The following is a 13,382-nucleotide window of genomic DNA, read 5'->3' on the forward strand; positions in this document are numbered from 1 at the left end:
TTCTAGACAGAATTTTTCGATTAAGTCTAATTCATAAAAATTATCTACTACAAATCTCCCAACTCCTAATTCTATCCCTAATTTTACTTCATCTACTGTTTTATTGTTTCCGTGGAACAATATATTTTCCATAGGCATACCTGCTTTATATGCAGTGTATAATTCCCCGCCTGAAACTACATCTAGGCAAAGTCCTTCTTCTTTGACTATTTTGCACATGTATTTAGTTAAAAATGCCTTACCTGCATATGCTACTTTATTTCCATTTTCGTTTACTTTAAAAGCTTTTACATATTCTCTGCAATTATTTCTTATCAATTCTTCATCAAATACATATAGTGGAGTTTTGTATTTTTCTACAAGATCAAGAGTTTTTACTCCACCTATATAAAGATCATCGTTTTTTATTTCCATACTTCCATGAAGTTTCATATTGTCCTCCTAAATTCTAGTAATTTTTACACATTAAATTCTTTTGCTATTTCATTTACAGCTACAGCTGTATCTTCAGAGCTTATAGCACAAGTTATTCTTATTTCTGATGTAGTTATTAATTTTATTTTTATTCCATTTTTCTTTAATATGCTAAATACCTTTGATGCAACACCACTAGTGTGTTTCATTCCTAGACCTACTAGAGATAATTTAGTTATATTTTCGTCTACTAATATGTTTTCTTGTGGAACATATTTTTCAACTATAGCTTTTCCTTGGTTTAAATCTTCTTTTGGTATTGTAAATGAAACGCTTATTTTTGAGTTCATTGGAGCAGTTTGACTTATCATATCCATGCTTATGTTTTCTTTTGCTATGTTTTCAAATAAATCTACTACCTTATCTTCATCTATTTCTATAGTTATAGCAACGTCGTCGTCAGATGTTGCAAGTCCTGTTATAACTTTATCTTCTAATTTCATGTTTTTTATCCCCCTTATGTATGTTCCTTTTATATCACTACATGATAGACCTACGTATAATTCTATTTGGTATTTTTGAGCAAGCTCTATACTTCTTGAATGCATTACTTGAGCACCTAGGCTTGCAAGCTCTAACATTTCTTCGTATTCTATTTCTTCTAACTTTTTAGCGTCTTTAAATTTTCTTGGATCTGTGAAGTATATTCCGTCTACATCTGTGTAGATTTCACATTTTCCGTTTAATTTTACAGCAAGTGCTACAGCTGATGTATCAGAGCCTCCTCTACCTAGAGTAGTTATATCTCCTTCATCATCTAATCCTTGAAAACCTGTTACTACTACTATCTTGCCTTCATCTAAGCTTTTTTCTATCTTTTCTATATTTATATCGTCTATTAAAGATTTTCCGTGAGTTCCACTTGTTTGGATTTCTAATTGATAAGCATTGTAGCTTATTGCTGGACATCCTAGAGAATTTAAGCTCATAGCTAAAAGTGATGCTGATATCATTTCTCCTGTAGACATCAAAACATCTAGCTCTCTTTTATCTGGAGTAGCTGTTATATCCTTTGCAAGACTTATATAATCATCTGTAGTGTCTCCCATTGCAGAAACTACTACTACTATTTTAGGATCTGTTTTTTTTCTTTCTATCAATCTCTTTGCAATTGTTGTTATTTTTTCAGTTGTAGCAACTGAACTTCCACCGTATTTTTGTACTATTATATCACCCATTTTTTTACCCCCTTAATCTTTTTGGGTATTTAAAAACGCCCAAAGGAATACTTTGGACGTTAAGTATCAAAGTAAACCTTGTAGCTCATCACAAACATAGTGACAGCCTTATACATATTATGCATAAGTCCAGCAGCAGACTTTGCCAAGTCTACAACTTCGGCTCTAAACTCCTTTCTCTATAAATCTACGCTCGCCAGCTCCCTATAGATACTATTAATTTAAAGCACCTCTACCCTAGGCTTAGTAATCAAATTATCAATATAATTTAAGCATATAATTCGATTTTTTGCAACCATTATTTTACAATTTTTAACTTTATTTTAAAAAACAAATTTAATTTTTGCAAATATTATAAATATTTGAACATAGAATGTAAAGACATGTCAATTAAGAAAATATTTTCTGTATTTTGAGTGTATAAATAATCGTCTTCATTTAAACTATTTGTAACGACTATTATATTTGGAACCATAAAAAACGGAATAGTCGTGTTTTTCATATCCGATTTAAGAGTATAGTATTTTGATAAGTCGATATTATTTCCTAATTGTATATCAAAAAGAACTTGTTTTCTCTGACAATTACTGTCTATATATTCGATATATAAAGAGTAATTATTATCCCCAATATTTATATTCCTGTAAAACCTGACTATATCGAAATTTGCAAGATTTAATTTTACAGCAATATCAGAGCTTATTAACGCCTTTATTAAATCGTCTCCCTTGTAAAACTCACTAGCTCCATTTATATAATATAAATAAGAATTTTCTTTATAACCCCTATAATTAATATTGCAAGGAAATTTAACTAAAATATAATCATTGCACATCCTCCTTAGTGTTCTTTTTAAAGTCTTTTTTTTAGAATCTCTTTTGTAGTTGAAAAGTTTATTAAATTGAGTTTCAGTTAAACATCTAAGCCTACTAATTATAAAAAGTATCTCCTTTTCAAGTATAGTCATATAAACCTCTCCAAAGATGTAATATTATTTAATATATTATATTAATTAAAATAAAAAACTCTACAAAAAAAGTGAATTCATATGAATTCACTTTTTATAGTGCATAGTAAATTATATTAATTTGAATTTTCACCTTCTGTAGCTTCTGCTTCATTAGATTTGTTAGTTTTTTCTTTTTCTGAAGCTTTATCCTCTGTAGCTTCTTTTTTATCGTTTTTAGAAGATTTACCTAATATACTATTATTTTCAAATTTAGTTATTGAAATCGTAGCGCTATCAGTTTTTGTATAAGAAATAGATACATTATCTCCTGATTTAGTCAGTGGTAATCTATCAGATGTCTTAGAAGTTCCCTTAAACAATGTATTGTTGTTTTTCAATGTAAAGAAGTAAGTAGTCATACCATCTTGTACATCTGCACTTATTCTATCTACAGTACCAGAAAGCTCTACAGTATCTACATCAGTTTCAAATTTCAAATCTTCCCCTTCAGATTCTAGAGCTTCTTTATAAGCAGCTAGAGCCTCTCTCTTATTGTTTCCAACAGCTAGTACACTGTAGTCTTCTACTGATATAAATGCCACACTTTTTACAAGTCCAGCCTTATCTTTTAGAGCACAAACGTATGTAGGTGTTCCATAGATATTGTACATAACTGGGAATGTAGCTTCGTAATTCTTTTCTTGTACTTTACCCTCTGCAGATGTCATAGCAGCAGTTTCTGTAGCACCTGTTTGCATATAAAGCTTAGCTTCTTTAGTTCTAGAATCGACTAACATAAATCCTACTGTAGATTCATCTCCACCTGAAGATGTTATACCTGTATACCAATAAGATTTGCCGTCATTACCGTATACTAAAGATTCACCCTCTGTAGGCACTAATACGCCTTCTTCTGTAAATACAGAGTTTATAAATCCTTTTACATATAATCCCCAATCTGTAATTTGATCTATTACCATAGATTGTGGTTGTATTCTATCTATCCATTTTGGAGCGTTTTCTATATCGTATACGTTTAATTCTCCAGTTTGTGCATCTAAAACTGCAACTCCTACAGCATCAGAGCCTGAAAATCCAACTTTATGCTCGTATAAACTAACAACCCAGTAAGGTCTACCTTGATCGTTTATTTCAAGTGTAAATTCAGTCATTCCGTAGTTTACAAGTCCGTTTATATAAAGATATCTATGTAAATCTTGTAGGAAATAAGCTTCTGGTTGATATTTTATCTTTATAGGCTTTTTGTCTAGAGTTTGGACTAATTTTACATCCTGAGGGTCTGTAGCCGATACCATAACGTATCCATCAGTACCGTCTAGGTTAGTAATCCATTTTATAATATCTCTATGTACTAAAGGCGCTACCCAGTAAAGCTCTCCATTTACACTTTGGATATGAAACTCGCCAAGCTGTGAAACACTACCTATAGCTGGTATTTCACCTATTTTTTTCTCTCCTAGCTTCATGGCCATATCTTCATCGACAATACGTATATCATTTACATTTACAGGACTTACATCTTCTGTAAATTCACTTTCAGATACTTCGCCGATTAAATTTTTATATGCATTTGCATGGAAAATCGGTGTAGTTACAAAAAATGGAATAGCTATAACTAGAACAAGCAAAATCAACGCTATTACAAAATTATTTTTTGCAAGCTTTGAGGTTTTATTTCCTCTGTCAAACATCATATCGATTATACCTGCAACTACAAAAAACAATATCGCAGTAGAAAAACCAGATGTAAAATCAATTCTTATAACTGGTAATTTAATAAATGCATATATTAAAACTATAATAAATGCAATCCCATAAGATCTTAAATACTTTTTCATTTTGCCTCCTTAAATACTAAATTTTACTTTTTTTAAAATTATGGTATACTATTACAAATAATATACCATAATTTTATAACATTATATATCTAAAAATAATCTTTTTTACAAATATAATTTATTTAATTTTTTAATTTGCTTAATTTAATTAAATATACTTTATTTTTTTCTAATATTGAATTAAAATTAGTAATATGAATTATAATAAATTTATACATATTATAAAATAAAACAAATGTGAGGTAATTTTTATGTCAAGCGAAAATAATCGTACTAACTTTATAAAAAACATAATTAAAGATGACTTAGCATCTGGGAAGCATAAATCTATAATAACTCGTTTCCCACCAGAACCAAATGGATATTTACACATAGGACATGCTAAATCAATTTGCTTAAACTTCGGATTAGCAGAAGAATTTAACGGAAAAGTAAATATGAGATTCGACGATACTAATCCACTTAAAGAAGATGAAGAATACGTAAACTCAATCAAAGAAGACGTTAAGTGGTTAGGATTTAATTGGGACAATTTATACTTTGCTTCTGATTATTTCGATGAAATGTACAAAAGAGCTGTACTTTTAATCAAAAAAGGTAAAGCTTATGTATGTGACTTATCTCAAGAAGAAATAAGAGCTACTCGTGGTACTTTAACAGAACCAGGTAAAGAAAGTCCATACAGAAATAGATCAATAGAAGAAAACTTAGACTTATTCGAAAGAATGAAAAATGGTGAATTTGCAAATGGAGAAAAAGTCTTAAGAGCTAAAATAGATATGTCTTCTCCTAACGTAAACTTCAGAGACCCTGTTATATACAGAATTTCTCACAACTCTCACCACAATACAGGAGATAAATGGTGTATATACCCAATGTATTCTTTCGCTCATCCACTAGAAGATGCGATAGAAGGAATAACTCACTCTATATGTACTCTAGAATTCGAAGACCAAAGACCACTTTACGATTGGTTCGTCAGAGAATGTGAAATGGAAAATGTTCCAAGACAAATCGAATTTGCAAGACTTAACTTAACAAACACTGTTATGAGTAAGAGAAAATTAAAACTTCTAGTTGATGAAGGTATAACTGATGGTTGGGATGACCCTCGTATGCCTACTATATCAGGTGTTAGACGTAGAGGATTTACTCCAGAAGCTATAAGAGCCTTCTGTAATGAAATAGGTGTTGCTAAAGCCGATTCTACAGTCGACTCTAGACTTTTAGACCACTTCCTAAGAGAAGATTTACAACCAAAGGCTCCACTTGCTATGGCTGTTCTTAAACCTTTAAAATTAGTTATAACTAACTATCCAGAAGGTCAAACTGAAATGCTAGAAGTAGAAAATATATCTAAAAACGAAGAAGCTGGTAAGAGACTTGTTCCATTTAGTAGAGAAGTCTACATAGAAAGAGACGACTTTATGGAAGAACCAGTTAAGAAATACAGACGTTTCTTCGTAGGAAACGAAGTAAGATTAATGGGTGCATATTTTGTAAAATGTACTGATTTCGTAAAAGACGAAAACGGTGAAATAGTAGAAATCCACGGTACTTATGATCCTGAAACTAAGAGTGGTTCTGGATTTACTGGAAGAAAAGTAAAAGGTACTGTACACTGGGTAGATGCTAAAAATGCTGTTCCTTGTGAATTTAGATTATTTGAACCATTAATATTAGATGATGACCCAGAAAACGAAGGTAAACACTTCTTAGAACAAATAAATCCTAATTCACTTGAAATACTACAAGGTTTTGTAGAACCAACTCAAATAAAAGACGCAAAACCACTTGATAAATTCCAATTTGTAAGAAATGGATTCTTCAGTGTAGACACTAAATACACTACTGAAGACAAATTAGTATTCAACAGAATAGTTCCATTAAAGAGCTCATTTAAATTAGAAAAAAAATAAGTTTAAATAAATATTTTAAATAAGGGGCTGTCGCACTAAGAAATAGGGCGATGCCCTTTTTTGTATAATAATTGTATGACCAAACACAATACTATATAATCAGAATTTAAACTTTTTCTAAAAATGGGTATTTCTAATACCTTTATTTCTTGTGTCTATTTTTATGTTTTAAAAGTAAATTTTCCTTAATCAAACACTAAAAAGTACATTTAATTTAAGTTAGAAAAAGGCTATTGCAGAACAGGTTTTTAATTGTTCGTGCGACATCCCCTTTTGTTTTATTTATACATTTATATATAACATATTTTTAATTATCAGGATTATTTTTTAACCCTTCAACTAAATCCTTAAAATAATCTAAAAATGATTTCATCTTTTGTTCGTCTTTCAAGATATCTATTAATAATGGCACTCTTTTGTCTAAATCACCATCACTTATATTCACATTAAAAATTTCATTAAGCTTTGATTTTAGTTCTTGTTTTCTTGCCTTAACAAAATAAGGCTCTTTATAGAATTTAAAATAAATCTCAATTTTTACACTTGTTGAATATGCATATACTGCAAATAATTTATTTTCTTGTTTTCCTCTATATAAAGGTACAAAACTTGGAGTTAATTTTCCGCTTCCCCAATTTATTTCACATCCAAAACTTCTAAATGCAGCTAATATTTTATTACAAACATCTACTAATTCTCCATCTATATCTTTCACTGCATTTAAAAATCCTTCTTCAGTCCACGAAGTTTTATTTTTTACTGCTATAGAATTACTTGTCTTTCCTATTATTGTAGGCACAAATGTCTTTGTTTTTCCATCTGATACAAACTGTTTAATTTCTACACCTAGCACTTCAGTATTTATCATTTGATTATTTAAAAATTGTATTATATTTTTTAAAGAATCCGGTATTTCATCTGCTACAAATAATAATCTTATTTTTCCTTCTTTTAAATTACTTTCCACATTATTCCAAAATAGTTTTTCACTTTTTTCATCTATACCTAGTTCATCACAAATACTTTTGTTTTGATGTTCATATAACTCTCTAATAGTATCTATAGACCAATATTTAATTGCGTTTGCTGCATAGTCTAACATTTGGCCAACTACTTCACGTCTTATTCTAGTATCACTACTTCTTTTTACTTCTACAAAAGTAGGTATAGCATCTTGATCTATAAATAAGTGGTCTAAAAACCATCTATCACTTCCACCCTTATCTTCTGGAATGCCCATTTCTCTTGAAATAAAAACCCATTTTCTTGGATTATCCGGTGAAATTTGATCACCTGCCAATATATTTGGATATCTTTCTATTAATTCCTGAAATATATCTTCATTTTCATACTTACTTTCTTTAAGTTCTAAAATTTTATTATTTTCATCTACTATAAATATACTTCCTGTCATAAAGTTTTCACCCTCTTTGATTTGATAATTATCTTTTCAACATAAATTCTGTATATTATCTATCTTATTTCAAAAAATTCTACATTCTTAAATAGTTATTGTTCGCTTTTTTCTAACTCTTTAAATCTAGGTTTATATTGAGAAATTTCTTTATCTTTATACAAAAAAGCATTTTTAGGACAAATATTTAAACATCTCTGACAAAATATACATTCTTTCGTATGACTTACACCATTATCTATCTTGATACATCCAGCTGGACATGATTTCTCGCATAACCTACAATCTATACACTTAGCTCTATCTATATTTATCTTTTTATTTATTAAACTTATAAATCTTGGATAAACCATCTTATATACTAAATTAATCATAAATACCGTTATTTTATTTCTAGAATATAATTTAATTTTACCATCTCTAAACTCTTTTAATCCATTTTCTATAATATCAATAGAGTTCTTTATCATTTCATCTTGCTTTTCTTCTAGAGTCTTTTTAAAAAAGAAATTATATACATTATTTGGCATAGGAACATACATACAGTAAGTTACGCTTAAATTAGGCATCTCATTTATAAAATGTTGATATGCTGTAGAGTCTTTTTCAGATGCTTGAGTTGTAAATAACATACATTTATTTTTATAATCTTTTAAATTTTGTTTTGCATATTTAATTAAAATATCGGGATACCTATCAATATAAACAGGTCCCCCGATTATTAAGTATTTGTAGTCAGTAGGTATTATTTTATCCTTTTCTATATTGATTAGATCTACTTTCTCATCCCATTTTTCAAGCACATTTTTAATGCTTTGTGATATAAATTCTGTGTTTTTCGTTCCAGAAAAATATACAATACCAATTTTATCTGCCATAATACCACTCCTATTGTAATTTTTTATTCATATCCTAAAAGCTGTATTCCATTTCTAACACATTCTATTGTAAGAGGAAAATCTGGACCCTTTTCACCGTCTATGTCGGTAACTAATTCATCCTCACATTCTATAGTTACTTTTTTAGTTTTAAAATATAAAATTTCATCTTCATTGTATCCCTCTAGATGTTCTCCTCTAAGTATATTTACTAGAAGTGGAAAAGTCTTAGGAAGTGGTGTTCCCTTAACTATAATTACATCTAGATATCCATCGTCTATCTCTGCTTTATATGCTAGATTTATATTACCAGCAGTCTTCCCATTAAATACGAGCATAAGGTACATATCGCCGTCGTAATTCATCTCTTGAGATTTTACATTAATCTTAAATTTTCTCATATTTAGAGCTTCTTCTATCCCCTTTAGGTAATAAGAAACCTTGCCTATAGTATTTTTAACTTCTGGGTTTATCTTTTGAGAAACATCTGTAAACATCCCAGCACTTGCTACATTTATAAAGTATCTGTCGTTTATTTTTCCGATATCTACGTATTTAGGCTTTGAATTTACAATTTTTTTGATGCACTCTCTGACATCGTGCGGGTATTTTATAGCGTTGGCAAAATCATTTGCAGTTCCAGATGGAAGTATAGCCACCGGTATATCTATGTTTAACTCTTTTATTGTATTTATAAATAAATCTATAGTTCCATCTCCACCAGACAACAATATATGGTCGTAATTATCATCTATATCCCAAAATGCATCGCTATTAGGACGAGACCTAGTTATTCTATAAGGAACAACACTATATCCGTATTTTTGATATATTTGTACAACTTTATCTATTTCGTTTTTTATTCTCTTATCTCCAGAATTTGGATTATAGATAAATTTTACTTTTTTCATTCCCCATAACTCCTCCTTTTTATAATAATAAATACTATTATACAAATATATTATTACAAGTTTGTTAAATATATATGAATAGCAACTACTTTGAGATTTAAATTATTTTTTTACTCTAAGTAATCTGTCCAAGTAAATAGACTTAACTTGATCTCTTGCTAAAAGCTGTTTAACTGGAGACATTTTTAAAATAGCAGAAAGTATAGAAGCCATAACTCTGTGGTTTTTAAATGCTTCTGTTTCTGATATAAGATCTAGTAGTGTACCCTTTTCTATAGCTTGAAGCACTACTCTGTGAACAGAGCTAGATGGAGTTATTATTTTTTCTTTTCTACGTTTTAATATTATACTTCCCTTAGAGCAATTTCTAGCACAGACTCCACATCCTAGACATACGTCGTAGTCTATTTCTACTTTTTTGTTTCCTTTTTCGTCCTTTACTAGACTTATTGCATCTATTGGACACGCTTTTTCACATTTACCGCATTTTACACAAGATTCATCGTTTACTGATGGATAAAAACCAGTAGTTTGAACTGGATGCATATTTCCAAATTTCTTGGCCGCAAGTAGAGCCTCACAACAACATCCACAACAGTTACATATGAATGTAACGCCTTCTCTTACATTTTCACCGCATTGAACTAGATTATGTTCGTAGGCTTGGTGTAAAAGCTCCTTGCACTCTATCGCATCTATACGTCTAGCGTAATTATTTTTTATAAGTGAATTTGCTGTGTTTCCAAATGTCATGCATATCTCCATAGGTGCATCGCAAGCCATTCCCATATGTTGCATTTTATGTCTACAATAACACATTCCCACCGCTATATGCTTTGAAGATTCTATTATATGAGTCGCTCTCTCGAAATCTAGTATGTCCACTTGGTTTTCGTTGCTTAAAACCTCTTCTTGAACGTAGACTCTACCTAATTTAGTTTCTGTAGAATAAAATAAATCCTTTATAAAATCCTCTTCAACATTTAGGTATTGATAATAAAGCTCAGAAAGTATCTTTTGGTCGATATCTCCTCTAGTTCTCATAAGGGCAAATTCTATAAATCCAGCCATAGGTGGTGGTAGTATGTACTTTTTACCCTTTTCGTCCTCAACATCTAAAAGTATGGCCCTTGATGCCAAAGTATCTAGCACCTTCAAAGCTTCATCGTATGTCATTGTCCAAATTCTAGCCGCAGTCTTAACTCTAAAAGCTCCTATTGGAAGCTGTGATACTAAATACGCCTCTCTTTCTGTAAATAAAACCTTTAGTATTTCATAAAGAGTTTTTGACTCAGGTGCTCCCTGTGGAAATTTATTTAGCCTATCGACTAAGCTTTTATATTCTTTTTTTGCACTTATATGTGACATATTATCATCTCCTATTTTCAATTATATAAAGTAAATCTCTAAGAATTGCAGCCGCTGCGTTTAATGGTGATGATGCTCCTCCTGATACAGTTATATCTCCTAAAATATCTGTCTTGTAATGTACTCCTTTATTTTTGCCATCTACAGAGTAAAGCGGATGGTCGCTATTTATCACTGTAGGCTTCACTTCAAATTCGAAGTTTCCATCTAGATAAGAAGCCCTTCCGACTAATTTTACTTTATCATTAGAAAAATCTGCAGATAATAAATCATTTAGTTTAACATTAGTTATTCCATTTATATCTAGCTTATCGAAATCAAAATCTATATTCCAAATTACCTTGCTTAAAATAGCCATCTTAACAGCAGTATCGTATCCCAATACATCTAGTGAAGGGTCTTTTTCAGCTATATTTAAATCCTGCGCTTTTTTTAGAGCCTCTTCGTATTCAACTTTGTTTTTTAGCATCTCTTCTAGTATAAAATTAGTAGTTCCATTTAAAACTCCTGTAATTTCCATAACTTGAGCACCTAAAACATCTATCGTACCTGCATTTACAGAGGGAAGTGCTCCTCCAGTTGTACATCCTATTTTTAAGTATAGATTGTTTTTATTTGCGAGATTTTTAAGCTCGTTGTAGTGAAGTAAAATAGGACCTTTATTTCCAGTTACAACGTCTAGCCCATTTTTCAAAGACTCTCTTATATGAGTATAACCAGGCTCGCCATCTACTATGTTTGTACTGGTAAGCTCTATTAAAATATCTACATCATCGTTTTCTAATATATTTTTAAAAGAAATGTCAGAGTACATAGGGTGATTTTGTATTTTTTTATCTGAATTTATATACTCTATTAGCTCATCGATATTTAATCCATTTTCGTCGTAAATACCTCCATCGCTTTTTATAATATATTTTAAATTTACATCGTGTAATAGATCTTTTTTCATTTTTAATAATTTTGCAAAAGATTTGCCTACTGCACCAAAACCGATTAAAGCAATATTAAACATAAGTCCTCCTTATAAATTTACACAATTATAATTTTATACATAAATCTACAAAATTTCCATACTTTGTAATATATTATTTTCTCTAAAAAAATACAACCCTTTGTAAATAATTTATAATATTATCTACAAAGGATTGCAGTTTCAATTAATCTATATATGTATCCTCTATTTCTACTTCTTCGTCTCCCTCGACTTCAAAATCTTCATCTTCAATAATTATCTCGTATTCATCTTTGTAGGTGTCGTCTATTTCTATATATTCTGTGCCGCTAAATTCATAGTTATTTTCTTCGCTCATAACAATACCTCCATTTCATTTATTTAATATAATTATACTATTTTTTTGATAATAATATTGTATTTTTTTTGTATAAAAAAATATTTTTTAAATAAAAAAGCATAAATCCCAATTTCAGGACTTATGCTTTTTTATATTATTTTTTGATTTAATTAAAATCGATAAAGTATTTAATTTTTTAAATATAATTCCATGTAGAAAAATTATTTACAGTCTTTTATTGGTTGCTTATGATCTTTTTCAAAGCTAAAAATGCAGCTGCCCCAATTATACACCATACAGTTATCATAAATACCCATGCTACTCCTGTCATGATATTACCTCCTTTAATTACACACTTTAAAATTTTAAATTCTTTATGTTTTGCTTTTTTATTTTGTTAATTATATTATATATAAATTTTCAGTAAATTTTATATATTCAAAAGATTATTTACATTCCCTTAACAAGATTACAGGGTATTTTACACTCTTTTAACAATTGAAGGCTATTTTGTTTACATTTTCTTAACATAACTCGATATTATTTACATCTTGTAAATATATATTATAAATTTAATATACAAATAATCGTCATTATATTTTATAAATCATCAATATTCAACAAAAAAACTCTTTTATATTAGGATTTAAAATCATCTTAATATTATTAAAATAATATCATCGATAATTAACATCTAACTAACATAAAAGAGTTATATATTAAGCGTACATTTCTTTTAATTTGCCTTGTATATCTTTGTTTTCTAGATAGTCCTCTAGAGTAGTTTTTCTATCCATTATTCCATTTGGAGTTATCTCTATTATTCTATTTGCTAGAGATTGTATCATCTCGTGGTCGTGTGAGCTAAATAAAAGCACTCCAGGGAATTTTTCTAGACCCTTGTTAACTGATGTTATAGATTCAAGATCTAGGTGGTTTGTAGGGTCGTCTAGCACTAATACGTTAGAATTACTCAACATTAGCTTAGAAAACATACATCTAACCTTCTCGCCTCCAGATATAACCTGAGCTTCTTTTAGAGCTTCTTCACCGCTAAATAACATTCTTCCTAAAAATCCTCTTATGAAGCTCTCACTTTTTTCTTCAGAGTACTGTCTTAGCCAGTCTACTAATGAG

The 13,382-nt window shown here is 29.7% G+C and carries 11 protein-coding genes, 1 pseudogene and 1 riboswitch; of the genes and pseudogenes, 1 reads left to right on the forward strand and 11 read right to left on the reverse strand.

Going from position 1 to position 13,382, the window contains the following annotated elements; genetic code table 11:
- The 4 genes from MR593_RS02705 to MR593_RS02720 all read right to left on the reverse strand — a co-directional run.
- On the reverse strand, positions 1 to 432 hold a 432-nt coding region (locus tag MR593_RS02705; RefSeq protein ID WP_442908396.1), incomplete at its 3' end, for a diaminopimelate decarboxylase family protein.
- Positions 433 to 458: 26 nt separating this feature from the next.
- On the reverse strand, positions 459 to 1,652 hold the full coding sequence (locus MR593_RS02710; RefSeq protein WP_290686721.1) for an aspartate kinase: 1,194 nt from the start codon (positions 1,650 to 1,652) through the stop codon (positions 459 to 461).
- A 73-nt stretch (positions 1,653 to 1,725) separates the two neighbouring features.
- Positions 1,726 to 1,895: riboswitch (Lysine riboswitch) on the reverse strand.
- Between the two features lie 109 nt (positions 1,896 to 2,004).
- A complete protein-coding gene (locus MR593_RS02715; RefSeq protein WP_290686722.1) occupies positions 2,005 to 2,619 on the reverse strand; it encodes a hypothetical protein in 615 nt (204 codons plus the stop codon).
- 116 nt (positions 2,620 to 2,735) lie between these two features.
- Entirely contained in the window at positions 2,736 to 4,460 is a 1,725-nt protein-coding gene (locus tag MR593_RS02720) for a hypothetical protein (protein ID WP_290686724.1), read from the reverse strand.
- Positions 4,461 to 4,711: 251 nt separating this feature from the next.
- On the opposite strand from MR593_RS02720, the gene MR593_RS02725 reads away from it, so the two are divergent.
- Complete coding sequence (locus MR593_RS02725) at positions 4,712 to 6,379, forward strand: glutamine--tRNA ligase/YqeY domain fusion protein (protein ID WP_290686726.1); 1,668 nt, start codon at positions 4,712 to 4,714, stop codon at positions 6,377 to 6,379.
- A 307-nt stretch (positions 6,380 to 6,686) separates the two neighbouring features.
- Here MR593_RS02725 and MR593_RS02730 read toward each other — a convergent pair whose 3' ends face one another.
- The 7 genes and pseudogenes from MR593_RS02730 to MR593_RS02760 all read right to left on the reverse strand — a co-directional run.
- On the reverse strand, positions 6,687 to 7,793 hold the full coding sequence (locus tag MR593_RS02730; RefSeq protein WP_290686727.1) for a hypothetical protein: 1,107 nt from the start codon (positions 7,791 to 7,793) through the stop codon (positions 6,687 to 6,689).
- A gap of 95 nt (positions 7,794 to 7,888) precedes the next feature.
- A complete protein-coding gene (locus MR593_RS02735; protein WP_290686729.1) occupies positions 7,889 to 8,671 on the reverse strand; it encodes an EFR1 family ferrodoxin in 783 nt (260 codons plus the stop codon).
- Between the two features lie 23 nt (positions 8,672 to 8,694).
- A complete protein-coding gene (locus tag MR593_RS02740) occupies positions 8,695 to 9,582 on the reverse strand; it encodes a YegS/Rv2252/BmrU family lipid kinase (RefSeq protein ID WP_290686732.1) in 888 nt (295 codons plus the stop codon).
- Between the two features lie 102 nt (positions 9,583 to 9,684).
- Positions 9,685 to 10,950, reverse strand: a complete 1,266-nt coding sequence (locus MR593_RS02745) for a 4Fe-4S dicluster domain-containing protein (RefSeq protein WP_290686734.1) — start codon at positions 10,948 to 10,950, stop codon at positions 9,685 to 9,687.
- Between the two features lie 4 nt (positions 10,951 to 10,954).
- Complete coding sequence (locus tag MR593_RS02750; protein ID WP_290686735.1) at positions 10,955 to 11,965, reverse strand: homoserine dehydrogenase; 1,011 nt, start codon at positions 11,963 to 11,965, stop codon at positions 10,955 to 10,957.
- 145 nt (positions 11,966 to 12,110) lie between these two features.
- Positions 12,111 to 12,263 carry a hypothetical protein gene (locus MR593_RS02755; protein WP_290686738.1) on the reverse strand — a complete coding sequence of 51 codons (153 nt, stop codon included), beginning with the start codon at positions 12,261 to 12,263 and terminating at the stop codon, positions 12,111 to 12,113.
- 701 nt (positions 12,264 to 12,964) lie between these two features.
- Positions 12,965 to 13,382 (reverse strand): annotated as a pseudogene (locus MR593_RS02760) (ATP-binding cassette domain-containing protein); the annotation flags it as partial.

The organism is Intestinibacter sp., from assembly GCF_022780145.1.
Classification (GTDB): Bacteria; Bacillota; Clostridia; order Peptostreptococcales; family Peptostreptococcaceae; genus Intestinibacter.

Coding starts and splice junctions, on each gene's coding strand:
- MR593_RS02710 (WP_290686721.1), bottom strand. CDS start 1,652: ATGGGTGATATAATAGTACAAAAATACGGTGGAAGTTCAGTTGCTACA.
- MR593_RS02715 (WP_290686722.1), bottom strand. CDS start 2,619: ATGACTATACTTGAAAAGGAGATACTTTTTATAATTAGTAGGCTTAGA.
- MR593_RS02720 (WP_290686724.1), bottom strand. CDS start 4,460: ATGAAAAAGTATTTAAGATCTTATGGGATTGCATTTATTATAGTTTTA.
- MR593_RS02725 (WP_290686726.1), top strand. CDS start 4,712: ATGTCAAGCGAAAATAATCGTACTAACTTTATAAAAAACATAATTAAA.
- MR593_RS02730 (WP_290686727.1), bottom strand. CDS start 7,793: ATGACAGGAAGTATATTTATAGTAGATGAAAATAATAAAATTTTAGAA.
- MR593_RS02735 (WP_290686729.1), bottom strand. CDS start 8,671: ATGGCAGATAAAATTGGTATTGTATATTTTTCTGGAACGAAAAACACA.
- MR593_RS02740 (WP_290686732.1), bottom strand. CDS start 9,582: ATGAAAAAAGTAAAATTTATCTATAATCCAAATTCTGGAGATAAGAGA.
- MR593_RS02745 (WP_290686734.1), bottom strand. CDS start 10,950: ATGTCACATATAAGTGCAAAAAAAGAATATAAAAGCTTAGTCGATAGG.
- MR593_RS02750 (WP_290686735.1), bottom strand. CDS start 11,965: ATGTTTAATATTGCTTTAATCGGTTTTGGTGCAGTAGGCAAATCTTTT.
- MR593_RS02755 (WP_290686738.1), bottom strand. CDS start 12,263: ATGAGCGAAGAAAATAACTATGAATTTAGCGGCACAGAATATATAGAA.